This window comes from Streptomyces sp. NPDC111656 (assembly GCF_055656965.1).
On sequence record NZ_JBVKCA010000011.1, the window covers coordinates 79,393 to 103,865 of the forward strand.

At 71.3% G+C, this 24,473-nt stretch carries 14 protein-coding genes; 4 read left to right on the forward strand and 10 right to left on the reverse strand.

Annotated features, from left to right (window positions below; genetic code table 11):
• The first annotated feature begins 25 nt into the window (after positions 1-25).
• The 3 genes from ACZ7M3_RS29565 (at position 26) to ACZ7M3_RS29575 (ending at position 3,573) form a co-directional block, all read left to right on the forward strand.
• Positions 26-1,039, forward strand: a complete 1,014-nt coding sequence (locus ACZ7M3_RS29565; protein WP_472067006.1) for a LacI family DNA-binding transcriptional regulator — start codon at positions 26-28, stop codon at positions 1,037-1,039.
• A gap of 152 nt (positions 1,040-1,191) precedes the next feature.
• A complete protein-coding gene (locus tag ACZ7M3_RS29570; RefSeq protein WP_472067007.1) occupies positions 1,192-3,243 on the forward strand; it encodes a glycoside hydrolase family 31 protein in 2,052 nt (683 codons plus the stop codon).
• Between the two features lie 114 nt (positions 3,244-3,357).
• The gene (locus ACZ7M3_RS29575; protein ID WP_472067008.1) at positions 3,358-3,573 is read left to right on the forward strand and encodes a hypothetical protein; all 216 of its coding nucleotides are present in this window, start codon (positions 3,358-3,360) and stop codon (positions 3,571-3,573) included.
• A 174-nt stretch (positions 3,574-3,747) separates the two neighbouring features.
• Here the strand turns inward: ACZ7M3_RS29575 and ACZ7M3_RS29580 are convergent, their stop codons facing one another.
• The 7 genes from ACZ7M3_RS29580 to ACZ7M3_RS29610 all read right to left on the reverse strand — a co-directional run bounded on the left by ACZ7M3_RS29580 (position 3,748) and on the right by ACZ7M3_RS29610 (position 14,789).
• A complete protein-coding gene (locus ACZ7M3_RS29580) occupies positions 3,748-4,461 on the reverse strand; it encodes a glycoside hydrolase family 12 protein (RefSeq protein WP_095852313.1) in 714 nt (237 codons plus the stop codon).
• Positions 4,462-4,496: 35 nt separating this feature from the next.
• Positions 4,497-6,770, reverse strand: coding sequence for a glycosyl hydrolase family 95 catalytic domain-containing protein (locus ACZ7M3_RS29585; protein ID WP_472067009.1), 2,274 nt, complete (start codon positions 6,768-6,770; stop codon positions 4,497-4,499).
• Positions 6,767-8,746 (reverse strand): beta-galactosidase, encoded by a 1,980-nt coding sequence (locus tag ACZ7M3_RS29590; protein ID WP_472067010.1) that lies wholly within the window; start codon positions 8,744-8,746, stop codon positions 6,767-6,769. Before ACZ7M3_RS29590 ends, ACZ7M3_RS29585 begins: the two co-directional genes overlap by 4 nt.
• Positions 8,746-10,947: a 1,4-beta-glucanase gene (locus ACZ7M3_RS29595; protein WP_472067011.1), complete on the reverse strand. Its 2,202-nt coding sequence runs from the start codon at positions 10,945-10,947 to the stop codon at positions 8,746-8,748. The genes ACZ7M3_RS29590 and ACZ7M3_RS29595 overlap by 1 nt, the downstream gene beginning before the upstream one ends.
• A 150-nt stretch (positions 10,948-11,097) precedes the next feature.
• Complete coding sequence (locus ACZ7M3_RS29600) at positions 11,098-12,033, reverse strand: carbohydrate ABC transporter permease (RefSeq protein ID WP_472067012.1); 936 nt, start codon at positions 12,031-12,033, stop codon at positions 11,098-11,100.
• Positions 12,030-13,064: an ABC transporter permease gene (locus tag ACZ7M3_RS29605; RefSeq protein ID WP_472067014.1), complete on the reverse strand. Its 1,035-nt coding sequence runs from the start codon at positions 13,062-13,064 to the stop codon at positions 12,030-12,032. The genes ACZ7M3_RS29600 and ACZ7M3_RS29605 overlap by 4 nt, the downstream gene beginning before the upstream one ends.
• Before the next feature lie 27 nt (positions 13,065-13,091).
• Positions 13,092-14,789, reverse strand: a complete 1,698-nt coding sequence (locus tag ACZ7M3_RS29610; RefSeq protein WP_472067016.1) for an extracellular solute-binding protein — start codon at positions 14,787-14,789, stop codon at positions 13,092-13,094.
• A 375-nt stretch (positions 14,790-15,164) separates the two neighbouring features.
• Here ACZ7M3_RS29610 and ACZ7M3_RS29615 point away from each other — a divergent pair, with 375 nt between their 5' ends.
• Positions 15,165-18,020: a glycoside hydrolase family 3 C-terminal domain-containing protein gene (locus ACZ7M3_RS29615; RefSeq protein ID WP_472067018.1), complete on the forward strand. Its 2,856-nt coding sequence runs from the start codon at positions 15,165-15,167 to the stop codon at positions 18,018-18,020.
• Between the two features lie 122 nt (positions 18,021-18,142).
• On the opposite strand, the gene ACZ7M3_RS29620 is transcribed toward ACZ7M3_RS29615, so the two are convergent.
• The 3 genes from ACZ7M3_RS29620 to ACZ7M3_RS29630 all read right to left on the reverse strand — a co-directional run bounded on the left by ACZ7M3_RS29620 (position 18,143) and on the right by ACZ7M3_RS29630 (position 24,172).
• The gene (locus ACZ7M3_RS29620) at positions 18,143-19,588 is read right to left on the reverse strand and encodes an aldehyde dehydrogenase family protein (RefSeq protein WP_472067020.1); all 1,446 of its coding nucleotides are present in this window, start codon (positions 19,586-19,588) and stop codon (positions 18,143-18,145) included.
• A gap of 339 nt (positions 19,589-19,927) precedes the next feature.
• Positions 19,928-21,589, reverse strand: a complete 1,662-nt coding sequence (locus ACZ7M3_RS29625; RefSeq protein ID WP_472067022.1) for a PucR family transcriptional regulator — start codon at positions 21,587-21,589, stop codon at positions 19,928-19,930.
• Positions 21,590-21,718: 129 nt separating this feature from the next.
• Positions 21,719-24,172 carry an ATP/GTP-binding protein gene (locus ACZ7M3_RS29630; protein WP_472067024.1) on the reverse strand — a complete coding sequence of 818 codons (2,454 nt, stop codon included), beginning with the start codon at positions 24,170-24,172 and terminating at the stop codon, positions 21,719-21,721.
• Between the last annotated feature and the right edge of the window lie 301 nt (positions 24,173-24,473).

The window sequence follows — 24,473 nt, forward strand, 5'->3', positions numbered from 1 at the left end:
CTTCACACAATGCTTGGAGAGCTGGATGGTCACCCTCGCCGAGGTCGCCCAGCACGCCGGAGTCTCGGCGAGCACGGTGAGCTATGTCCTCAGCGGCAAGCGGTCCATCTCCGCGGGCACCCGGCAGCGGGTCGAGCGGAGCATCCAGGAGCTCGGATACCACCCGAACGCGGGCGCCCGGGCCCTGGCGAGCAGCCGGTCCAACATCATCGCGCTGATGGTTCCGCTCCGTACCGACATGTACGTACCCGTGATGATGGAGATCGCCATCGCGGTGGCGACCCACGCCCGCACGCACGGCTACGACGTGCTTCTGCTCACCGGCGAGGAGGGTCCCGACGCCGTGCGCCGCGTCACCGGCAGCGGGCTCGCCGACGCGATGATCCTGATGGACGTGGAGCTCGACGACGAACGACTCCCGCTGCTGCGCCAGACGGACCAGCCCTCCGTACTGATCGGCCTGCCCGCCGACACCTCGGCCCTGACCTGCGTCGATCTCGACTTCGGCGCGACGGGCGCACTGTGCGCCGAGCACCTCGCGCTGCTGGGCCACCGTGACATCGCTGTCATCGGCGAGGCTCCCGCGGTCTACGAGCGGCACACCGGCTTCGCCGAGCGCACCCTCGACGGACTCCGTTCCCGCTCACGGGAGTTGGGCCTGCGCGTGCTGCACCGCCCCTGCGAGGGCGGGTACGACGCGATGGCCCTGACCCTCGCCCGCATCCTCGACGAGCGCCCCGGCACCACGGGCTTCGTCGTGCAGAACGAGTCCGCGGTCGAACCGCTGCTCGCGCTGCTGCGCCAGCAGGGCCGGGCCGTCCCCGAGGACGTGTCGGTGATCGCGATCTGCCCGGACCAGGTCGCGACACAGGCCTCGGTGCGGCTGACCTCGGTCGCCATCCCGGCGCAGGAGATGGGCCGGCTCGCCGTGGAGCATCTGATCGCCAAGTTGGAAGGGCACGGCAAGGACGAAGTCGTGCTCATCGCACCCGAGTTGACAGTACGGGCGAGCACGGGCCCAGCGCCGACCGCCTCCTGACCGGGGCCCGGCCACGCCACTCCCCGTCCCACTCTGCACCGCGTCGCATCACACCGCACTGCCCCAGCCTCAGCGTCGTGCCCTCCTCGCCGGGCACCCCCATGTCTGCACGTCTGCATTCCTCATGTCTGCATTCCTTCAGGAGCGCCCCCGTGAATCAGCCTGCCGAAAACCAGACCCAGTCAGGCGCGGTCAGCCTCGCGCAGTCCTCCCCGACCGTCGGCACGTTCCGCGAGCGGGACGGCGCGCTGGAGTGGAGCGGCCGTCAGGAGACCGTCCGCATCGAGCCCTGGGGCCCGGATGCGGTCCGGGTCCGCGCGCGCCTGGGCGGCCCGGTCCTCGAAGGCCTCCCCGGCGCGCTCCTCGACGAGCCGCAGGTGACCGAGAGCACCGTCAAGATCCAGGACGGCGAGGGCCGGTTGACGGTCGGCGCGCTGACCGTCGAGGTCGACGCCGAGGGTCAGATCCGCTTCCTCCGCTCGGAAGACGGCACGGAACTCCTCGCCGAGGAGCGCGCCCACTTCTGGTGGCCCGGCCCGCGCCTGTACACCCCGACGGGCAACGGCCACCACCGCCTGGAGCAGCGCTTCGCCGCGTACGCGGGCGAGAAGCTGTACGGCCTCGGCCAGCACCAGCACGGGCTGTTCGACCAGAAGGGCGTCGTCCTGGACCTGATCCAGCGCAACGCCGAGGTCACCGTCCCGGTACTCACCTCCAGCCGCGGCTACACCTTCCTGTGGAACTCCCCCGCGATCGGCCGGGTCGAGCTCGCGGGCAACGGCACGCGCTGGGTCGCCGACTCGGCCCGCCAGCTCGACTACTGGATCACCGCGGGCACCCCGGCCGACGCCCAGCGCCGCTACAGCGCCGCCACCGGCCGTACGCCGATGCTGCCCGAGTGGGCGGCCGGCTTCTGGCAGTGCAAGCTGCGCTACCGCACGCAGGACGAACTCCTCGACGTGGCACGGGAGTACAAGCGCCGGGGCCTGTCCCTGTCCGCCATCGTCTGCGACTTCTTCCACTGGACCCACCTGGGCGACTGGAAGTTCGACCCGGCGGAGTGGCCGGACCCGGCGGCGATGCAGCGCGAGCTCGCCGAACTCGGCGTCAAGCTGGTCGTGTCCGTGTGGCCGTCGGTCTCCCCGCTGTCCGAGAACCACCCGCTCATGGAGCAGCGCGGCTACTTCATCGGCACCCAGTACGGCCCGATGGCCCACGCCGACTGGCCCGACAAGGAGGTCGCCTCCACCGTCCAGGTGGCGTTCTACGACGCGACGAACCCCGAGGCCCGTGACTTCCTGTGGTCGCGCGTGAAGGACAACTACCTCGATCCGTACGGTATTTCGGCCTTCTGGCTGGACGCCTGCGAGCCGGAGCTGAAGCCGGGCTTCCAGGAGAACCTGCGCTACCACGCGGGTCCGGGTCTTGAGGTCGGCAACCTCTACCCCCGCGAGAACGCCCGCACCTTCTACGAGGGCATGCTCGCGGCGGGCGAGACCGAGGTCGTCACCCTCAACCGCTCGGCGTGGGCGGGCAGTCAGCGCTACGGCGCCGCCCTGTGGTCCGGCGACATCGGCACCGACTTCGCGACCCTGCGCCGCCAGATCGCCGCGGGCCTCAACACCGCGCTCTCCGGCATCCCCTGGTGGAACACCGACATCGGCGGCTTCCACGGCGGCGACCCCGACGACCCGGCATACCGCGAGGTGATGGTCCGCTGGTTCCAGTTCGGCGCGCTCTCCCCGCTGATGCGCCTGCACGGCTTCCGCGACCCCGGTATGCCGCTGGGCCCCGACATGACCGGCGGCCCGAACGAGATCTGGTCGTACGGCGAGGAGGCCGGCGCGATCCTGGAGAAGTACCTGCGGCTGCGCGAGCGTCTGAAGCCCTATGTGCTGGACGTCATGCGGGAGGCCCACGAGGAGGGGCTGCCGGTGATGCGCCCGCTGTTCCTGGAGTTCCCCGAGGACCACGCGACCTGGTCGGTCGACGACTCCTACCTCTTCGGCTCCGAGCTCCTGGTCGCGCCGGTGCTCACGGCGGGCGCGACGGTGCGTACGGCGTACCTTCCGGCGGGCGCCTGGTGGACCGACGCGTGGACCGGTGAGACGTACGAGGGCGGCACCGCCGTCACCGTCGACGCCCCGCTGGACCGCATCCCGCTGTTCCTGCGGGACGGGGCGCGGCTGCCGGTGGCGGAGTAGCCGCGGGCGGTGGGGGAGGCCGGGCCGGCCTCCCCCACCGCCCGTGACGACACTGTTGCCGGAACTGTGGGCTCCATCACAGCCGAGGCGTCCTTGGGCTGCTGGAGTCACCGGATGGTGTACCTGCTCCTGCTACTCGTCCCGGGGGGACTGGTCGCGGCCTTCGCCTTCGTCGGGTACGGCTTCGGCACCCTCGGCCGGATCGGCCTGCGACAGGCCGACCGCGTGGTGTGGCTGCGCGTCGTCGCCGCCCTCATGGGCGCCGCCACGGCCGTCCTGTACGTGTGGGGCCTGGTCCATCTGGTACCTGCCCATCCGGTTCGTCTGTGAGACGGGGGACGGTGACAGCCATGTCACCGACGCCGTTCCCGACTACCTGAACCCCAGCGTGCCGGCGTTCGCGCTGGTCGGCGCCGGGTGCGCCGGTGCCGCGCGGCTCGTGTCGCGACGGCCCGGCCCCCGCGCGATGCGGGAACCGAGCCGCTGACACCCCAAGGGCATCGGTCAACTACTGCTGACCGAGAGGCTGTTGGTCGCGAAGTCCAGGCCGCCGGACGAGGACGTGATCTCGAAGCCGAACTGGAGGTCGCCGATGGTCACGTTGCCGAACCAGCCCTTGGTGTCCTTGATCCACTTGAGGATCGGCAGGACGTCGACGGTGCCGGAGCTGGAGTTCGAGGTGCGCACGAAGGAGAAGACGTCGTTGGATCCGTTGTTGCCCTTGTAGACGGTCCAGGTGTGGCCGCCGAGGGTGAGGGTGCCCTGCGAGGTGCCGAGCGGACCGACGGCTCCGGTCTTGTTCACCCAGAGCATGACCTCGTACTTGTAGCCGGTGTCCCAGATGTCGTACGACGTGTTGTACGCGCCGGACGACGGGACCGTGACGTTGTAGCCGCTGGTGAGCGAGCCGAGCGAGGTGATCGACTTGTTGATCACCTTCTTGGCGTTCGGGTACGACTTGATGCCGCCGGTGTTGGGGTGGTTGGCCCACACTCCCCAGTTGGTGCCGGAGTTGGCCCAGATGCACTGGCTGCCCGCGCCGGAGCCCCAGATGTTGTTGTAGAGCGTGTACCCGTTGAGACTGGTGTTCCCGTACTGCTCGCAGGAGCTCCAGACGGCCGCCTGGGCGGGAGCGGAGGCGAGGCCGACGGTGGCGCCGAGCGCGAGCGCGGGGGCCAGCAGGGCCTTGGCTGCCCTGCCGAGTGTCCGTGTTGCCATGGTGTCCCTTCCATGGGTGGGGGGAACTGCGGGTGCTACTGCGGCCCCAGGGTGAGGACGCAGTCTTCGCCGGCGCTCAGGGAGAGCGGTCGCGCGCCGGCGGAAGTCCTGAGATCGATCCGCGTGCTGCGGGTGGGGCGGATGACGGCCGTGCGCTCCTCCGGGCTCCAGGTCAGGTCGACCTCGGCGCCGAACCGGGTGCGGATGCCGTGGAGCCGGCCGCTCGGGTACGCCGTGGGGAGCGCGGGGAAGAGGACCAGCCGGTCGGGCGTGGAGTGGAGGAGCATCTCGATGAGCACGGCGGGGAGCGTGTGGGCGGCGTCCGCGTTGTAGACGTGCCGGTTCGGGTAGTGGCCACTCATCAGGGAGACATGGAAGAAGTCCCCGGCCAGGACCTTGCCGAGGGCCCCCGCCACCCGCTGGGCGTCCCGCAGCCGGGCCGCCACCAGGGCGTGGTGGAGGTGGCCGTGCGCGGAGTCGTTCTCGGCGCCGCGCAGGGCGAGGGCGCGGTGGGCCGCCGCGGCGAGCTCGGGGGTGTCGTACGGGTTGATCTCGTCGAGCGGCCAGACGCCGTAGAGGTGGCTGAGGTGCCGGTGGTCGTAGGTGTCGTCGAGGCCGGGCCGGGCCCACTCGGCGAGTGCTCCGTCGACGTTGACGCGGTGCGGCGGCAGCCGGTCGGCGAGCGCGCGCCAGCGCTCGGCGTCGGGTCCTGGGTGGTGGTCGGCGGCCGTGCGGAGGGCGTGGCGCGCCGCGGAGAGGTCCATGGCGGCGTTGAGGGTGATCCAGCGCGCGGTGGCGGGCCGGTTCTCCGGCGAGTACGACGGCACGATCACGACATGGCCGTTCTCGTCGGTCCGGGTGAGGAAGTCCTCGTAGAACTGCGCCACTTCGGCGAGCGCGGCGGCCAGGCGTGGGTCGCGTGCGCCGCGCGTCTCGTCGTGGTCCACGAGGGGTTTCAGCAGCCAGTCGGCGCCCGCGGTCCACACGTGCAGCGGGTACTCGCGGCTGAGGTGGTAGATGTGCCCCGACTCGCCGTCGGTGTGCGCGGGGGCGACGACACCCCGGGTGCCGAAGATCGCCCGGGCGTTGTCGCGCCAGTGCGGCAACTGGCCGTGGATCAAGGCGGCATGGGCCTCGGACACCTCCGGGAGCGCCGCCGCGGCGGCCGACGCCGTCTGGAGATTGACGTTGGCGTCGGTGGTGAAGGCCCCCGACCAGGCGGTGTCCCAGTCGCCGGTCCACAGCCCGGTCAGCCGTGGCGGCAGCATCCCGGCGGCGGACAGCAGGTGGTAACGACCGGCCGCGAAGAGCCGTTCGAGCAGGGCGGTGCTCTTCGGTCGGCGGACCAACTCCGATCCCGGGAACGCCCGTTCGGCCGGTTCGGCGCCCAGCTCCAGGCCCGCCCGCAGGTAGGCGGGGCGGTGCAGGGCGGTGTGCCGGGCGAGGAGACGGCCGTAGGCGTCCGCGTCGCCCTCGGGCAGCAGGGCGCGCAGCTCACGGGCCTCGGCGCGCGTGTCCCACTCCTCCTCGTGCCGCCGTACCCGCGTGAGCAGCAGCACCGAACGCGCGCCCTCGACCCGCACCCCGGGCGGCGCGGTGAGCGTCCGGCCCCCGGTGACCACGGCGAGCGTCACCCCCGTGAACGCCCGCTCGCTGTCCGGATAGCGGGCCCGCAGGGTGAGGAGAGCGCCCTCGGCGGTGAGGACGGAACCGTGACCCACCGTCAAATCCGATGGGACGCCCGGCAGTCGGTGGTCGAGCGTCACGTCGACGGTGAGGTCGGCCTCCGTCACGTACTGGACGATGACGTCGTCCGCGCGCGACACGAAGACCTCGCTGCGTCGGCCCCCACACTCGGCGCGGACGACACCGGTGGTGAAGTCGACCTCGCGCCGGTAGGCGCGCGGCTCCCGTGGCGCCCGGCGCAGCCGCACCTGGAAGGCCGGGTGGAAGGGCTGCACCCACAGCAGCGATCGCCCGTCGGTGAAGTCCTCCCCGGCGTCGACGTCGCCGGCCAGCAAGCGGTCCTGGACGCTCTTCAGCCGTTCGGCCAGCTCGGGCGGCCGGGCGTGTTCACTGCCGTTCGGGCGGACCAGGGAGTGGTGGTTGACGATGACCCGGTCGTCGTTCGGATCACCGAACACCATGACGCCGTGTCGGCCGTTCCCGCTCAGGAAGGCGTCCTCCCAGCGGGCGGCGGGGGCGGGCTCCCAGGTGCCGTGGACGGGAGCGTGGGTGGAGCCGTGGACAGGATCGTCCGTGGGGCCGTTGCCGGGCCTGTCCGCGGAGCCGCCCGCGGGCTCGCTCATGGCGCTGCCTCCAGTACGACGACCCCGTACCGCCCCAGCTCCACGGCATCGACGACGTCCTCGCCGGTCAACAGGTCGCGGTGGCGTCCCGGCACCGGCACGGTCACCTTGTCCCGCCCGTGGTGGAGCAGGAACAGCAGTTCGCCCCGGCGTACCGCCTCCACGTCCGCCGGGAGGTGGTCGAGTGGCGGCCGTACGCCCGCGTCCTCGGCGATCCCGGCGAGCAGCGGCCACAGCGCCTCGGGCTCGGGAAGGGTGGACAGGTACCAGGCCCGGCCCTTGCGCAGTACGGCCGGAAGACCGTCCAGCTCACCGCCCTTGTACGGGACGACCGCGTACGTGTCGTCCGCGGCCTCGATCTCCTCGGACCACAGCGTGCCGCGGAAGCCCTCGGCCTCGACCTTCTCGTCGGCGTCGAGCGGCCACCACTCGTGCAGGGTGCGGATGCCGAAGAGCGCGCGCAGCCGCTCGTCCATGCCGCCGGGCCGCACCCGGTCGTCCTGGTCGGCGACGCCGGTCAGGAAGCCGGAGACGAGGGTGCCACCGTCGCGTACATACCCGACGAGGTTGTCGATCGCCCGGTCCGTCAGCAGGTACAGCTGCGGGACGACGACCAGCTTGTACGCGGACAGGTCGTGCTCGGGGTGGGCGAAGGAGGCGGTGATGTCGGCCTCCCACAGGGCGCGGTGCCAGGCGCGCACGACGCTCTGGTGGTCGACCTCGCAGGACAGCCGCCCGTCCTGCTGACTCGCCCACCAGGCGTTCCAGTCCAGCAGTACGGCGACGTCGGCGCCGACGACCCGGGTGTCCGCCACTTTCCCGCTCAGCAGGGCGAGTTCGGCCCCGATCCGCTTGACCTCCTGGAAGGTGCGGCCCCGCTCCCCCGCGTGGCTGACCATCCCGGAGTGGAATTTCTCGGCGCCCTGCCGGGACTGCCGCCACTGGAAGTAGCAGACGGCGTCCGCGCCGCGCGCGACGGCCTGGAGGGACCAGAGCCGATTGAGCCCGTGGGGCTTCGGGTGGTTCACGCCGCGCCAGTTCACGGGCCCCGCCGCCTGCTCCATGACCATCCAGGGCCCGCCGCGGGCCTGCGAGCGGGTCAGGTCGTGGATGAGCGCGCCGTACTGGGCGCCGAGCGGGTCGCGCGGATCCGGATAGATGTCGACGGAGACGATGTCTTCCCGCTCGGCCCACGCCCAGCCGTCCTGGCCCTGCCAGAACGGCATGAAGTTGGTGGTCACAGGGATGTGCGGGGTGTGCCGGGCGACGATGTCGCGTTCGGCGAGATAGCACTCCAGGAGGGCGTCGGAGGTGAAGCGCTTGAAGTCGAGGACCTGGGTGGGGTTGTTCATGTAGTGGGCGTGGCGCGGCGGGAGAATGCCTTCCCAGTCGTCGTAGCCCTGGCTCCAGAAGGCCGTGCCCCAGGCGGTGTTGAGGGCGTCGAGCGTGCCGTACCTCTCCTGGAGCCAGCGGCGGAAGGCGGCCGCCGCCTCGTCGCCCCAGTCGTAGGTGCAGTACTCGTTGTTGATGTGCCACATCGTGAGAGCGGGATGGCCACCGTAGCGGGCGGCGAGGTCCTCGGTGAGGGCGGCGGCGTAGCGCCGGTAGGTGGCGCTCGAGTGGGCGAAGTGCTGGCGGCCGCCCCACCACTCGACACGGCCGTCCGCGTCGCGGGGCAGGGTCTCCGGGTGGAGCCGGCCCATCCAGGGCGGGGGCGAGGAGGTGGGGGTGGCGAGGACGACTCCGACGCCGTTCTCGTGCAGCAGGTCCATGAGCCGGTCGAGCCAGCCGAACTCCCGGGCGCCGGGTGTCGGTTCGAGCTTGGCCCAGGAGAAGACGCCGACGGTGACGGAGTTGACGCCGGCCTCCTTCATGAGCCGTACGTCCTCCTGCCAGATCTCCTCCGGCCACTGCTCGGGGTTGTAGTCGCCGCCGAAGAGGATGCGGCCACGGGTGGCGTCACCGAGCTGAGGCATCAGACCTGCTCCCCGTACTGGATGCCCCGCCCGTTGGTGGCGAGGTACACGCGGCCGTACACGCGCGGGTCACCGGCAATGGACTGCCCGGTCCAACCCCACTGATGCTGATCGTCGTTGATCCGCACCCAGGTCTTCGCCTCGTCGTCGGAGCGGTAGACGGCGGTGATCGTCTCCGTGGAGCCGACCTGGTAGATGGTCGGGTAGTCGGCGCCGTCGGCCGCCTTGCCGAAGCCGAGGGTGTACGAGGCCCAGCAGCTGGCGACCTTGGCGAAGGTGACTCCACCGTCGGTGGACCGGTAGAGCCCGTTCCACTTCACGCTCAGCCACAGGTCACCGGATCTCCCGGGCGCCGCGACCAGCTGGAACTGACTGTCACCGGAGGGCAGCCCACTCGCACGCGCAGTGAACGAAAGGCCACTGTCAGTGCTGGCGTATAGCGTTCCTGTGTCGGTGTCGTATGCGTAGAAGAGCGTCGGGTCGGCCGGGTCGGCGACCGGCGTGGCGCCCTTCGGGAAGGAGGAGACCTCGGACCAGGTCGCGCCGTTGTCCACCGAGCGGTGAGCCGCGTACTTCGTGCCGTCCCAGTGCACGAAGGACCACAGCAGCGTACCGCCGTCGGCGCTGGTGGCGATCGGCCCCGGTGCGTCCTTGGCGATGTCGGGCTGGGCAGCGAAGGGCGCCCAGCTCCGCCCGCCGTCGCGGGAGTACGCACCGTTGCCGTGGTCGCCCCAGCCCGCCCGGACGACGTACGACGGCCTGTCCGCGGCCTGCGCGATTCCCGTCGCCGACCCGAACACGGGGTTCGTCGCCATGCCGCGCGACGGAGACGCCGTGAGCCGCTCGTGGTACATCACGCCGATGTCCCGCGAGGCGCTGATCAGGTGCGCCTCCCCGACCGGGGGCGAGATCAGCTGGATCACGGACGTCTCCTCCAGGCCGCGAATCCGCGGTGCCCAGTGGGTGAGGTCACGGGTGCCGTAGAGGGTCGCGCCGGTCCCGTAGACGAGGTGCTTCGAGTCGTACGGGTCGAGGGCGAGCGCCTGGATCCACCAGCCGAACTTCGGCTGGTCTTCACCCCAGTCGAGGAAAGGAGTCTCGGACACGTCGAAGACCGCCACGTCCTTGAGGGACGCCCAGGTACGGCCACCGTCGGTGGACCGGAACACGGTGTCGCCTTCGGCCCACCGGTTGTTGGTGGAGACGACGACGGTGCCCGCGCGGCGGGCGTCGACGGCGACGCCGCCGTAGCCGAAGGTGTCGCTGCCGCCGGGCTGGACGGGGGTGACGTCGGTCCATCGGTCGGTGGCGGTGGCGAGCTTGTGCACGCTGCCGGCCGACTGGCCGTTGGGCCCGGGGGCGTCGGCGTACGTCACGTACAACTCGCGGGTGTGGCGGTCGTAGGCGGCGCGGATCGGGACCTTGGCGGAGGTGCCGGCGGGCTGCCCGGGGAGGGGCTCCCAGGTGGTGCCGTCCGTGGTGCGGTAGAGGTTGGCGGCGGTCGCGGTCCCGTCGCCGTCACCCCACCCGGCGTAGACGGCACGGTCGACGGCGACGAGGAAGGTGACCCCCTGCCCGGAGGCGCTCGCGGTGGCCGGGAAGCCGCTCACGACTGCCCAAGTGGCGCCCCGGTCGGACGACTTGAGCAGTCCGTCGTGCCGGGTGCCGAGCCAGAGAGTGCCACTGTCACGCGGGTCGACGAGCAGCCGTTCCCCCGCCCCGCGTCCGTCTTCGTTGCCGCCCAGCTTCACGGTGAGATCGGTGCGGGTCCAGGTGGCGCCGCGGTCCTCGGAGCGGAGGACCGCACCGTTGCCGGCCCACGTCTGCGCGTAGGTGCCGAGGGCGAGGTAGAGCCGGTCCGGGTGCGCGGGGTCGACGGCGAGCGACTCGACACCGAGCAGGTTCCAGTCGTCCCAGCCGAGGTGGTCGGTGAGCGGGGTCCAGCGGGCGGCGCGCTCGTCCCAGCGGTAGGCGCCGCCGATGTCGGTCCGGGCGTAGGCGAGCCCTCGTACGGCCGGATGGAACAGCACACCGGTGATGAATCCGGTACCGCCGATGACGGCGTTGCGCCAGCGGTAGGAGGGGGTGGCGGCGGTGACCTCGGCGGCGTGCGCGCGGCCCTGGAGGGCCCCGGTGGTGAGCGCGGCGGCGGCCGCGGTCCCGGCGAGAACGGCCCGGCGGCTCAGTCGGGACGCGTGCATGACATACCTCGTTCTACGGAGAGACGGTCAGGGGAGTTACCTGAGGGGCGCGGGGCTGTATCGATATGCGGCTCCGCCGCGTGGGCGCGACCGGCCACGAACAACCCGCAGCCACCGAACGACCGAGGCGCCCCCTTCGGCAGGCGCCGGTCAGCCCTTCACCGCGCCCGTCAACATGCCCTTCTTGAAATGCCGCTGCACGAACGGCGACAACACCGCCACCGGCAGCAACGCCATCACCATGACGGCCATCTGCACGGCCAGGCCGGACAGTTGGCCGGTCTTGATGGCCTGGCCGAGGCCCACCGGGGCCTCCTGCTTCTGCACGAGCTGGATCATGACGTTCTGCAGCGGCATCATGTCCTGGTCGTTGAGGTAGAGCGAGGCGTTGAACCAGGCGCTCCAGTACCCGACGGCGTAGAACAGCGTGATCACCGCGAGGACCGCGCGGGAGAGCGGCATGACGATCTGCCACAGAATGCGGACGTCACCGGCGCCGTCGATGCGGGCGCTGTCGATGAGTTCCTGCGAGATGCCCATGAAGAAGCCGCGCAGCACCAGGATGTTGAAGACGCTGATCGCGCTCGGGAGGATCAGTGCGAGATAGCTGTCGGTCAGGCCCAGCGACTGCACCAGCAGATAGGTCGGGATGAGACCGGCGCTGAAGAACATGGTCGCCAGCAGCGCCAGCAGGATCCAGCGGTGGCCGAGCGAGCCGATGCGCGAGAGGCCGTAGGCGCACAGGACGGACACCGCCATGGAGAACAGCGTGCCGACGAGGGTGATCAGGATGCTGATGACCGAGGCGCGGGTCACCTGGCCGCCGCTGAGGAGTTCCTTGTAGGCGACGAAGGTGATGCCCTTGGGCACCATCACCAGGCCGCCGGCCTCGTCGATGGTCTTCCGTGAGGAGAGGCTGGTGACGATGACGATCCACAGCGGGAAGAAGATCCCCAGACAGGCGAGGGTCAGCACGAGTCCCTTGCCCGCGAGGCCGGCCTTGCTGGGCTCCTCCTCCCACGCCGGCCGGGGCGGCGCGGCCCATCGGCCGGGGCCGCGCACGGGTTTGTCGATGACGGCGGTCACTTCTTGTACACCCCCTGCTCGCCCATGAGATGGGCCACCTTGTTCGCGGCGAGGACCAGGCCGAGGCTGACCACGCCCTTGATCAGTCCGGCGGCCGCCGCGTAGCCGAAGTCCTGGTTGCGGACGCCGTTCCACCAGACGAAGGTGTCGAGGACCTCCGCCGCTCCTGGTCCGACGGCGTCGCGCTGGAGCAGGATCTGTTCGAAGCCGACGGTGAGGGCGTCACCGACGCGGAGCACCAACAGCAGGGCGATCACCGGGCGCAGCGCGGGCAGCGTGATGTGCCACATGCGGCGCCAGCGACCCGCGCCGTCCATCGCGGCGGCCTCGTACAGGTCCGGGCTGACCGAGGACAGCGCGGCGAGGAAGACGATGATCCCCCAGCCGGCGTCCTTCCACACGCTCTGCGCGGTGATCAGGAACTTGAAGGTGTGGGGGTCGGTCATGATGCCGAGACCGTCGTACCCGTGCTGCCGCAGCAGCTGCGAGAGGATTCCGGCGCCGCCGAAGAGCTGCTGGAAGACGGCGATGACCAGCACCCAGGAGAAGAAGTGCGGCAGGTAGAGGATCGCCTGCGAGAGCGCCCGGACCCTGGGCCTGACCACGCTGTTGATGAGCAGCGCGAGCCCGATCGGGATCGGGAAGTACAGGACGAGCTGGAGGAAGAACAGCACGAGGGTGTTCTGCACGGCATCCCAGAACGCCGAGTCCTCGAAGACCCGTTGGAAGTTCTCGATGCCCACCCAGGGGCTGTGCAGCATGGAGACGATGCCGTTGTCGCTGATGTACGGGTCGTAGTCCTGGACGGCGACGATGTTGCCGAGGATCGGCACATAGTTGAAGAGCAGGACCAGCAGGACCGCCGGCAGCGTCATCAGGAGCAGGACGCGGTCGCGTCTGAACCTGAGCCGCAGGCTCACCTTCCCGGAGGGACGTTTCTCCCGGGAGCCGGTGGCGCCGCCGGACGCCACCGGGGTCTTCTCTGTCGTGTCGGCCTCGGTCCCGCTCCGAGGCACCGTGCTGTGGGACACGGCCGTTCTCCTTGCCTCGGTACCCGGTCAGCTCGCCGCCGGGCCGTTCTCGTCGAGCAGCTTCTTGTACCAGTCGCGCAGTGCGTCGCCGCCCTTGCTCTTCCAGTCGGAGACGGCCTGCTGCATGTCACTGATCTTCTTGCGGCCGCGGACGATGTCGTCCTCCAGCTGCTCGAAGTCGTTGGAGAGGTTGGTGTAGCGGCTGGGTTCGGTGATCTGCATGCCGTAGAAGGAGGACTTCTTGGTGAAGGCGCCCATCCGCTGCTGCCACTCGACCTGCGCCTTGGCGACCTCGGGGAAGTCGGGGTGGGCGATGGTCGCGGTGGGGCTCGCGACCATGACGTAGGCGTTGATGACCTCGTTGTTGCCCTGGTCGGTCTTGGTGGGAACGCCGTTCTTGACGGTGTAGTGGGTGCCTTCGACGCCGTAGTTGGTGAGCATGTACTCCTTGGTGCCGTACGGCGCGGCGGTGGCGTTGGCGACGGCCAGCACGTCACGGATGACGGACTCGGAGGCCTTCTTGCTGACGAAGGCGAAGATGTTGGCCGGCTCACCGGCCCAGAGAGTCGGTGAGCCGCCGTCGTGGCCGAAGATGTCCATGCCCCAGATCTTGTAGTCCGGGTTCTGGGTGGCCTGTTCGGCGGTGCGGCTCCACCACTGCGAGATGTCCTGGTTGTAGATGAGGAACTCGCCGGCGGCGAACTTGGGACCGGGGTCGGTGGACTGGCTCTTGCCCAGCTTGGCGTCGGGGTGGACGTACCCGGCGGCGAAGAGCTTGCGGGTCCACTCCAGTGCTTCGAGGTACTCCTGGGTCTCGACGCGGTAGATCAGCTTGCCGTCCACCATGTTCCAGCCGAGTGCCTTCTCGCTGCCGGAGAGCACGCCCCAGGCGTTGAAGGCGGTCCACTTCATGTCCATGCAGGCCCAGCGCTTGGCCTTGGCGTTGGTGATCTCCTTGGCCAGGGCCATGAACTCGTCGGCAGAGGTGGGGACTTGGTACCCCTCCTTGTCGAAGATGTCCTTGCGGTAGAGGGGCACGATGTTGGCGACATACGAGGACGGCATGGGCAGTCCGCGCAGCTTGCCGCCGAAGATGCAGCGCTGCCAGGCGTCGGACGGGATCCCGGCCAGGTTCGGGTAGTCCTTGACCTTGTCCCCGGAGAGGTACGGGCCGAGGTCCGCGAACTTGCCGATGATGGCGCTGGGTATCTTGCCGCCCATGTTCCAGCCGGGGATGACCACGACATCCGGGATGTCGCTGGAGGCCAGGACCGCGCCGAGCTTCTGGTCGTAGGTGTTGCCGTCCTGGTTCTGCCACTCGACGTCGACACCGATCAGGTCGTTCATCGCCTTGTAGTAGGCGTTGTCCGACTTCGGCGGAGATCCCCAGAACGGCGACATGATGCTGACCTTGCCGCCCTTGCCGAGCTTCTTCGGCACCGAGGTCTTCAGGGAAGCGATGTCGAGCTTGCTGGTGAAGCCGACCGCGGAGCCGTTCTTGGCGGCGATGTCAGGGGTCACCACGTTGGTCGCGACGTAGGCCGGCAGCAGCTTCTTGGCCCTCTTGCCCGCCGACGTACCCCCGCCCGAGCCGCTGTCCGAGCCACCGCAGGCGGCGAGCAGCGGCATCCCTCCCGCGACCGCCGCGGCGGCGACCGCCGTGGAGGCGAGGAAGCTTCTCCGGCTGGGAGCGGAGGGAGCGGAGGTGGCGGTGTTCGGCGTCATTGCGTCAACCCTTCGTGGCGCACAGCAGGACACCCGGCGGTGGAGCCGTCGGCTGCGGTGTCTTGAGTGGAACTGGCTGAGCTGAAGCGGTCCTCGGAGGACTGCGTGGACGTCTGCGTGCCCCGAGGGAGCCGCTCCACTAGTCGAAGCGCTTCGATGTTGCTGCGAGGTTAAGTGAACACCTGGGGGTGCACAAGAGCCGATTCCAAGATTCCTCGGAGGTGTGGAGGACTGGACCGGCCTCGTCGGGCGCTTGATATGCCAATGAGGAAACGGAGTTGTTGCGTCGAGGTGTCTTGACACCCGCCCCTCGGGCGAACCAGCATCGAAGCGCTTCGAAAGCACCCCGTCGCTCCACCGCAAAGGGATCACCACGTGACCGCACAAACGCCGCCTACGCCGCCTTTTCGCGATCCGCAGCTGCCGCTCGCGAAGCGCATCGACGATCTGCTGGCGCGGCTCACGCTCGACGAGCGCATCGCGTTCCTGCACCAGTTCGCGCCCGCCGTGGAGCGGCTCGGGGTGGCCGCGTTCCGCACCGGCCAGGAGGCACTGCACGGTGCGGCCTGGATGGGCCCGGCGACGGTCTTCCCCCAGGCCGTCGGTCTCGGCGCGACCTGGAACGACGAACTCGTGCGCCGCGTCGGCGAGGCGGTCTCGGCCGAGGTCCGCGCGATGCGCGCCCGCGACGACCGGGTGGGCCTCAACGTCTGGTCCCCCACGGTCAATCTGCTGCGTCACCCGCTGTGGGGCCGCAACGAGGAGGGCTACTCGGAGGACCCGAAGCTCACCTCCGCGATCGCCACGGCGTACACCCGGGGCCTGCGCGGCGACCACCCCGACTACTGGCGCACGGCCCCCGTCCTCAAGCACTGGCTCGCCCACAACAACGAGTCGAACCGGGACACCACCTCCTCCTCGGTCCGCCCGCGCGTGCTGCACGAGTACGACCTGCGGGCCTTCCGCGCGACCGTCGAGGCGGGCGCGGTGGCGGGGGTGATGCCGGCGTACAACCTGGTCAACGGCCGCCCCAACCACGTCTCCCCCTACCTCGGGGAACACCTGCGCACCTGGACGGACCAGGACCTCCTGGTCTGCTCCGACGCGGGCGCCCCCTCCAACCTGGTCGACTCCGAGCACTACTTCGACACCCACGAGGAGGCGACCGCCGCCGCGATCCTCGCCGGGGTCGACAGCTTCACGGACCACGGCACGGACGGTTCGAAGATCGTGGACCGGGTCCGAGGGGCCCTGGAGAAGGGCCTGTTGAGCGAGGCGGACATCGACACGGCGGTCCGCCGCCAGCTCGCGATCCGCTTCCGGCTCGGCGAGTTCGACCCGCACACGGACCCCCATGGCGACACCTCGGACTTCGACACCCCGGCCCACCGCGCCCTCGCCCGGGAGGCGGCCGAGCAGGCGATCGTCCTCCTCAAGAACGACGGCCTGCTGCCCCTCGGCCCGGGCGTGCGCGTCGCCGTCGTGGGCCTCCTCGCCGACGAGTGCAAGCTCGACTGGTACAGCGGCACACTCATCCACCGCTCCACACCGCTGGAGGGCCTGTACGAGCGCTTCGGCGCCGAGCGCGTCGACTTCGCCGAGGGCGTGGACCGCGTACGCCTGAGGACCTCCTCCGGTACGTATCTGTCGGTGCCCCTCGCCGTGGACGCGGACGACGCGGTGCGCGGCGCCGCGGGAGCGCTGGACCCGGCCCTGCTCGCGGGCCGCACGGACCTGCCGCCCCTCACCACCGGCGCCAACGGCACCGACCTCGCGCTGATCGACTGGGGCGAGGGGCTGCTGACTTTGCGGGCCCCCGACGGCCGCTACCTCTCGGTCGCCGAGGACGGCTACCTCCGCGCGTCCGCCGACCAGCCGGGCGGCTGGGTCGTCCAGGAGACGTTCCGCCTCGAACCGGCGGGTTCCCGCTCCGGATCCCATGGGAGCGGCCACCTCCTGCGGCACGTCGGGACGGGTGGGCACATCTCCGTCGCCGCCGACGGCGTGAAGGTTGCCGACACATCCCCGGAGATTTTCGAGCTGGAGTTCACCGAGCGCGGCGAGGACGCCGTGGCCCGCGTGGCGCGGGCGGCCGACGTCGTCGTGGTCGTGGCGGGCAACGACCCGCACATCAACGGCCGCGAGACCGAGGACCGCACCACCCTCCGGCTCCCCGCCCATCAGGAGCGCCTGTTGCGCGCCGCCCGCGCCGCGAACCCGGACACCGTCCTCGCCCTGGTCTCGGCGTACCCCTACGCCGTGGACCCCACCGACCTGCCCGCCGTCCTGTGGACCGCGCACGGCGGCCAGGCGGCGGGCACCGCCCTGGCCCGCGTCCTGGCCGGCGACGTGTCCCCCGCGGGCCGCCTCCCGCAGACCTGGTACGCCTCCGACGCGGACCTGCCCGATCTGCTCGACTACGACGTGATCGGCGGCCGCCAGACGTATCTGTACTTCGAGGGCACCCCGCTGTTCCCGTTCGGCCACGGCCTCGTGTACACGACGTTCGCGTACGAGGATCTGTCGGTCACCGAGACGGAGGCCGCGCTGAAGGTCTCCTTCACGGTCACCAACACGGGCGAGGCGCCGGCGGACGAGGTCGCCCAGCTCTACGCGCGCGCCGTGGACCCGTCGGTGCCGCGCCCCCGCCGCGAACTGCTGGCCCACCGACGCCTCCACCTCACTCCCGGCGCTGCGCAGCGCCTGACCTTCGAACTCCCTCTCTCCGCGCTGGAGTTCTGGGACGTGGCGGTCGGCAGGACCCGCCTGGAGCCGGGCGCGTACGAACTCCTCGCCGGCGCGTCGAGCGAGGACATCCGGCTGCGCACCACGATCACCCTCACCGGCGAGCCCGCCACCCCCCGCCCGGTGCGCGAACAGGGCCTGAACGCGGCCGACTTCGACGAACAGCGGGACACCGAGATCGTCGACCGTACGAAGGTGTCGGGCGACGCGGTGACGCCGAGGGCCGACGCGACGGGCGAACTCGTCCACCGCGGCTGCGACTTCGCAACCGGTGTCACACGGGTCGAGGTCGAGGCGTCGGGCGAGGGAGTCGTCGAGGTGTCGCTGGACGGGGGCCCTTCACTCGCGACGGTCACCTTCGGCGGGACGAAGGGCCCGTACGACTACACCACCGTCGGCGCCGAGTTCGCGGCCCACGGTGTGCACGACCTGCATCTCAGGCTGCGCGGCCCACTGCGGCTCGCGCGGGTGGGCTTCTCCGGTTGAGGGTCCGGACAGGCCGACCACCAGGGGCCCGGCACCGGAAGGCATCGGTGCCGGGCCCCTTCGGGAGACCATCTGAAAATGATTGTCGTTAGCCAGAGGGTGGCGCGGAGCGCGCCGTGCCCTTAGAGCGCGAGGCCCGTCAGGACGAGGACCCGCTCGTAGGTGTAGTCGTCCATCGCGAACTTGACGCCCTCGCGGCCGACACCGGACTGCTTCACACCGCCGTACGGCATCTGGTCGGCACGGTAGGACGGCACGTCGCCGACGACCACGCCACCGACCTCCAGCGCGCGGTGGGCGCGGAAGGCGACCTGCAGGTCGTGCGTGAACACGCCCGCCTGGAGGCCGTACTTGGAGTCGTTGACGGCGGCGAAGGCCTCCGCCTCCCCGTCCACCTTGCGCACGGTGAGGACCGGTCCGAAGACCTCCTCGCAGGAGATCGTCGCCTCGGCCGGTACGTCGGCGAGCACGGTCGGCGCGTAGGAGGCACCGTCGCGCTTGCCACCGGTGAGGAGGGTGGCGCCGGACCGGACGGCCTCGTCGACCCAGGACTCCACGCGCTGGGCGGCGTCCTCGCTGACCAGCGGGCCGACATCCGTCTTGTCGTCGGACGGGTCGCCGGTGACCTGCGCCTCGACGGCGGCGACGATGCGCGGCAGCAGCCGGTCGTACACCGACGCGTCGGCGATCACGCGCTGCACGGAGATGCAGGACTGGCCGCCCTGGTAGTTCGAGAAGGTGGCGATGCGGGTCGCGGCCCAGTCCAGGTCCTCGTCGCTCGCCCAGTCGGCGAGGACGACGGCCGCGCCGTTGCCGCCGAGCTCCAGGGTGCAGTGCTTGCGCGGCACCGAGTCCATGATCGCGTAGCCGACCTTCTCGGATCCCGTGAAGGAGATGACCGGGAGCCGCTCGTCCTGGACGAGGGCGGGCATCCGGTCGTTGGAGACCGGGAGGATCGACCAGGAGCCGGCCGGCAGCTCGGTCTCGGCGAGCAGGTCACCGATGATCAGTCCGGAGAGCGGGGTCGCGGGCGCCGGCTTCAGGATGATCGGCGCGCCGGCGGCGATGGCCGGGGCGATCTTGTGGGCGCACAGGTTCAGGGGGAAGTTGAAGGGCGCGATGCCGAGGACGACGCCCTTCGGGAAGCGGCGGGTGAGGGCCAGGCGGCCCTGGCCGCCGAGGTCGGTGTCGAGACGCTGGGCCTCGCCGCCGTTGAAGCGGCGGGCCTCCTCGGCGGCGAACCGGAAGACGGACACCGCGCGGCCGACCTCGCCGCGGGCCCACTTGATCGGCTTGCCGTTCTCGGCGGAGATGAGCTGCGCGATCTCCTCGGTGCGCTCGACGAGGCGCTTGCTGACGTGGTCGAGGGCGGCGGCGCGGACGTGGGCGGGGGTGGCGGCGAACTCGTCGCGCACGGCGTGTGCGGCGGCGATGGCCTCCTCGACCTGTGCCTCGGTCGGGACGCTGACCTGTCCGACGACCCGGCCGTCCCACGGCGAGGTGACATCGAAGGTGGTCTCACCGGTGGCCTGGCGGCCGGCGAGCCAGAAGGCGTGGGTGGAAGTCATGTCGAGTCCCGGCCCTTCCGAGGTTGAGGTGTCCTTGGCGTTCGTGGTCCACGGTAGGGCCGGGGTGGCGGGAGGTCGTTTGTCCGGGGCGTAGCAGTGGCGGGGCGTGGCACTCCGCTTTGGCACCATCGAGGTGACCGCCGCGTTCCCCTCGCCCCCGCCGCCCCGTCCCGTCCCGTCCCCGATCCGGGGCGCAGCCCCGGCCCAGGGACGCGGGGAACTGCGCGACCAGCCACAGACGGCTCGCAGCCGAAGAACCCACCGGGGGGCTGGGGGCGGAGCCCCCAGGTCGGCGACAGTCGCCACCGGCCCGCAGACGGGGGAACCCACCCGGGGTTCCTACTCCCCCGCCGCCGCCGTCGCCTTCAGTGCCAGCCACAGCTCCATGCGGACGTCGGGGTCGTCGAGGGAGCGTCCGAGGATCTCCTCGACGCGTCGCATCCGATAACGCAGGGTGTGCCGGTGCACACCCAGGTCGGCGGCGGCGGCGTCCCACTGACCGTGCCGGGACAGCCACGCCCGCAGCGAGGCGACCAGATCCCCCCGCCCGGTGGCGTCGTGCTCGTTCAGCGGGCGGAGCAACCCGTCCGCGAACGCCCGCACCGCGTCATCGGCGAGCAACGGCAGCACCGACCCCGCGGCCAGCTCCTCGTGCTCGACCAGCGACCGCCCCCGCCGCCGGGCCACGGACAGCGCCTGCTCGGCCTGCTTGTAGGCGGCGGCCGCGGCGATCGGCCCGGCGGGGGCCGACAGTCCGACGACCAGTTCGTCCTCGTCGCCCACGGGCTGCTCCCGGGTGGCGATCCGCGCGGCGTCCAGCGCGGCCGCGTACTCCCCGCACGCCGTCACCGCCGCGCCTCCGTCCACGGCGAGCACGACCAGCCGCTCCCCGTCGGGCACGACGAGCACGGACTCACCGGAGCGGGCGGCGGCGGACTCGACGATCTCGGCGAGCCCGCCGAGCGGGTCGCCGTTCGCCGGGTCCGGCACCACGACGGGGGCCTTGGACGGTTTCGCGGCGGCCACGCGCGCGTGCCCGTCCGCGTGCGCCCGCGCCGCCGAGGCGGACGCCGACTCGGCGAGGATCAGCCGGAAGGGCGCGTCGAGCAGTTCCCCGTAGAGGTCTCCGGCCACGGTGCGCGCGTGCTCAGGCTGCCCGGCGAGCAGCATGCGCAGCACCGCCGCCCCGATGCGCTGCTCGGCGGCGTGCAGCGACCGTGAGCGTTCGGTGGTGAGGGTCAGCAGCGCGATCGCGGAGTGCACGGCGTAGCGCTCGGCGGTGCCGAGGGCGGCGGCCGTGCCGACGGCGAGCGCGGCGCGGGGGCGGCGGCCGGTGCCGAGGGAGTGGAGTTCCACGCGGTCCTCGCCGCCGACGACGGAGCTGGCGGGCGCGGGGCGCTCGCGCAGCCGTTCCACGTCGGGGGTGATGCGCGCGGCCCGCCGCCCGGCCCACTCGGGCGCGGTGGCGACGACGGCGCCGGACGCGTCGTACAGGGCCGCCCAGCCGTCCACCTGTCCCGCGAGGGCCGACAGCAGCCCCTCGGGGCCGTCGTTGAGGGCCTGCTTCGTCAGTTCGCGCTGCGCGGCGAAGCCCGCTGTCACGGCCCGGTACTGGTCCGCGGCGATCGCGGCCGACACCGCCTTGCTGATGGCCAGGAAGGGGGTGCGGCGGGGGACCTCCAGGAGCGGCAGGCCCTCTTCCTCCGCCGCGTCGACCAGGGCCTTCGGGATCTCGTCGTAGTTGACCCCGACGGCGAAGCCGAGCCCGACGACGCCTGCTCCCACCAGTCGCTTCACATAGCGCCGCATGACGTCCGGATCCTCCGCGTCCAGCTGGAGCGCGGTGATCAGCAGCAGTTCCCCGCCCTCCATGTACGGCACGGGGTCGGCGAGCTCGCTGACGTGGGCCCAGCGGACGGGTACGTCCAGACGGTCCTCGCCCGCCCGCACGGTCAGTTTGAGCGCGGAGTGGTGGACGATCGAGGCGAGCGTGGGGCGCATGGGACCTTCAGGTCTTCACAGGATCTTCGACGGTCACGGGCAGTGTGATCTTTTGGCCGCAACGTATGAACGACCTATGTCGATTCTGCCTCACCGTACGGTCAGCCGGTGACCTTGCGTCCGGACCTCCTAGCTCCGTAGATCCACCAGCAACGGCGGCGCGTGCTCTCCCCCCACCGTGGTGAGCGACAGCACCGCGTGCCCGGGCGGCACCTCGTGCGCCAGCTCGGACGCCGACCACCGCTCCCGCTCGACCTTCCTTATGGTCACCGCGTCCGTGGTGACGGCCTTTCCGGTGACCAGCTTGCGCAGGGCGTGGATGGCCCGGGTCATCGGCTGGTCCGCGAAGACGGTGTGCTTGGCCACGTCACGGGTCTCGACCCACTCCGTGCCCCAGGCGTGGGCGAAGCGGCTGCCGTCCCAGGTCGTGACGCCGGAGAACGCCATGCGGCAGCCCACGGCCCCGTACAGCGGCCCGTGCAGCGCCTCGGGGATGTCGCCGATCGTGCGCAGGGCGAGCACCACCCCCGCGTTCTGGGAGCGCAGGCGCTGGATGCGGCGTACGGAGTCGGGGGTCAGCGTTCCGGTGGCGTCGTCGAGGACCAGGCAGACGAAGTGCGGCCGCTCGCCGCCGCGCACGACGGCGGTGAACTGGGCCAGTACGAGGCGGGCGAGCAGCCGGGCGGCCTCCTCGTGTCCGTGCTCGGGCAGGTCGATCCGCACCCGCAGCGGGTGGTGGGCCACGGCGCGCAGCGAGAAGGCGCGGGTGGTGCCGCCCGCGCCGAAGAAGTCGGCGAAGGCCGGCCGGTCCAGGAGCGCCAGCCGGTCGGCGAGCGCCGGGCCCGCGTCGCCCGGGCTGCCGACCTGCCGCATACGGGCTTCCAGTTCGCGGCGCATCCCCGCGTGCTGCGGCCCGAAGAGGGCTTCGTGCAGGGCGGTCAGGGCCTCCGGTACGCCTTCCAGGAGTTCCCGCAGGACGGGCATGGGCGGGAACGTGCCGTGCACCGCCCGGTAGGGGCCGAGGAGTTGGGCGAGCGCGGTGGTGGCCCGCTGGCCGGCCACCGCGTCGAGGTCCCCGGCCAGCCCTTCGGCGAGGAAGGAGGCCGCTTCGTCGGCATCGTCGGAGTCCGCGTACAGATCGAGGTCGTGGACGGAGGCGGGGTCGCCGATCCTCACCACGACGTCGAAGGCCGAGTCCGGGCCGAGCGGCGTCCCGGCGGCGGCGACCGCGACGACGGCGCACCGCCCGGTGAGCGCCTGCAGGGCGAGCGACTCGACGACGGGTGCGACCAGGTGCCGGGTCTTCCCGGATCCGGAGGGCCCGACGGCGAGCAGGGAGGTGCCCAGGGCCTCCGGGTCGAGGGCCGCGCCTCCGCCGTCGTAGGCCTCCGGGGTACGGTCCCCGGTCGTCCACCGTCCGATGCGCACCTGTCCCACGAGCACGTCGTGCGCCGCGGTGCGCGCGGGCAGGTCCCGGGCCCCGGAGGGGTGCGTCCAAGCCGCCCCGCCCCTTCGCAGCACGGTGTCGACGAAGGCGGCCAGGCGCGTGGCGTCCCACTTCGCCGTGGTCCACGCGCGCCGCACCCGGGCGCAGTCCACGTCGTTCATCCGGCCGCCGAGCACTTCGGCGGTGAGCAGGTCCGCCGCCTCGTGCTGTCCGGCGTCACGGAGTTCGGGCCACTGGGCGGCGGGCAGGTCCGGCGCGAACTTGGCGGTGCCGGCCTCCTGTGCCTCGTTGCGCGCGGCTCGGGCGGCGAGCCACTCCCTGGCGTATCGGCGCCAGGCGCCGATCCGGGCGAACGGCCACAGGACGAGCAGGGTGATCAGCGTGTAGAGCCCGTCGGTGATCAGCTGCGACTGGAACAGGTCGTAGCCGCCGGAGACCAGGGCGACGAGGGAGAACAGCGGGGCGACGACCGGCAGGGCGTCCCAGCCGACCCCGGGGAAGGCGTTCGGGAAGACGAACGTCAGGGCGATCAGTGCGCCGAGCGCGGCGAGGGCGGCGCGCAGGGGCTGGGGCCGGGCGGTGACGTAGTGGCGGACGACCTCGGGCCAGCTCCCCAGCCGGCCCATGGTGTACACCAGCACGCCGAAGAAGACCCCGTTGTAGACCTCGATGGCCTCCACCCCCTGCCACGCCTTGGGCGAGGTGGTGCCGCTCCACCACCAGGCGTCCGGTGTGAACACCTTCAGCACGACCCACATGTAGGGGACGCTGCCGTGGCGCCACAGCGACCAGACGACGAGTGCCACCACGAGCGGGACGGCGAGCCCGACGATCGTGACCGGCGAGAGTCGCTCCCGCCCCTTCGACGGGCGCCGGACCCGGTATCCGTACCGCCAGATCCCGGGTCCGGCGGCGGGTCGCGGCTTGTCGAGCCAGTCGGCGACGGTGGGCCGGGGGGCCGGGGACTGCTCCGGCACGGACGGCAGACCCGCGGGTCGTGGTGGTGTCCCCCTCGGCACCGGGGGTACTCCGGGTGGCGGAGACGCGGGTGCCCTACCGGGTGGCGGCGGCACGGCGGGTCCCGGCACGGCACCGGTATGCCCACCCCGCGCGTCCTGCGTCCCGTCGCTGTCCATCGCCCTGCCCCCTGACCAGCCGCTCCGTGCTTCGTCCGCGAATCAATCTAGTGCCCCTGCGAGGGGAGTTCACCGTTTACGCGGCCGGGTCCGTGCCTTGCCCGGGCGGAGCGGCGGCGGACCGGCGACGAACCGGAGCGGAACCGGGACCATCGGTCCCTGGCCCCTCTATGTCCACCGCGGACAACGGATTCCTCCGACAACGCCCACATGGAGCATGCCGACCCTCCGTTCCCGGCCCTAGCCTGCGAAGAAAGAAGTCAAGAGTCCGAAAACACCCCGCCCGGCACACCCCGTCCGC

Excerpts from the sequence above, each read along its gene's own strand:
- ACZ7M3_RS29565 (WP_472067006.1), top strand. The coding sequence starts at position 26 with ATGGTCACCCTCGCCGAGGTCGCCCAGCACGCCGGAGTCTCGGCGAGC.
- ACZ7M3_RS29575 (WP_472067008.1), top strand. The coding sequence starts at position 3,358 with ATGGTGTACCTGCTCCTGCTACTCGTCCCGGGGGGACTGGTCGCGGCC.
- ACZ7M3_RS29580 (WP_095852313.1), bottom strand. The coding sequence starts at position 4,461 with ATGGCAACACGGACACTCGGCAGGGCAGCCAAGGCCCTGCTGGCCCCC.
- ACZ7M3_RS29585 (WP_472067009.1), bottom strand. The coding sequence starts at position 6,770 with ATGAGCGAGCCCGCGGGCGGCTCCGCGGACAGGCCCGGCAACGGCCCC.
- ACZ7M3_RS29590 (WP_472067010.1), bottom strand. The coding sequence starts at position 8,746 with ATGCCTCAGCTCGGTGACGCCACCCGTGGCCGCATCCTCTTCGGCGGC.
- ACZ7M3_RS29595 (WP_472067011.1), bottom strand. The coding sequence starts at position 10,947 with ATGCACGCGTCCCGACTGAGCCGCCGGGCCGTTCTCGCCGGGACCGCG.
- ACZ7M3_RS29610 (WP_472067016.1), bottom strand. The coding sequence starts at position 14,789 with ATGACGCCGAACACCGCCACCTCCGCTCCCTCCGCTCCCAGCCGGAGA.
- ACZ7M3_RS29620 (WP_472067020.1), bottom strand. The coding sequence starts at position 19,588 with ATGACTTCCACCCACGCCTTCTGGCTCGCCGGCCGCCAGGCCACCGGT.
- ACZ7M3_RS29625 (WP_472067022.1), bottom strand. The coding sequence starts at position 21,589 with ATGCGCCCCACGCTCGCCTCGATCGTCCACCACTCCGCGCTCAAACTG.
- ACZ7M3_RS29630 (WP_472067024.1), bottom strand. The coding sequence starts at position 24,172 with ATGGACAGCGACGGGACGCAGGACGCGCGGGGTGGGCATACCGGTGCC.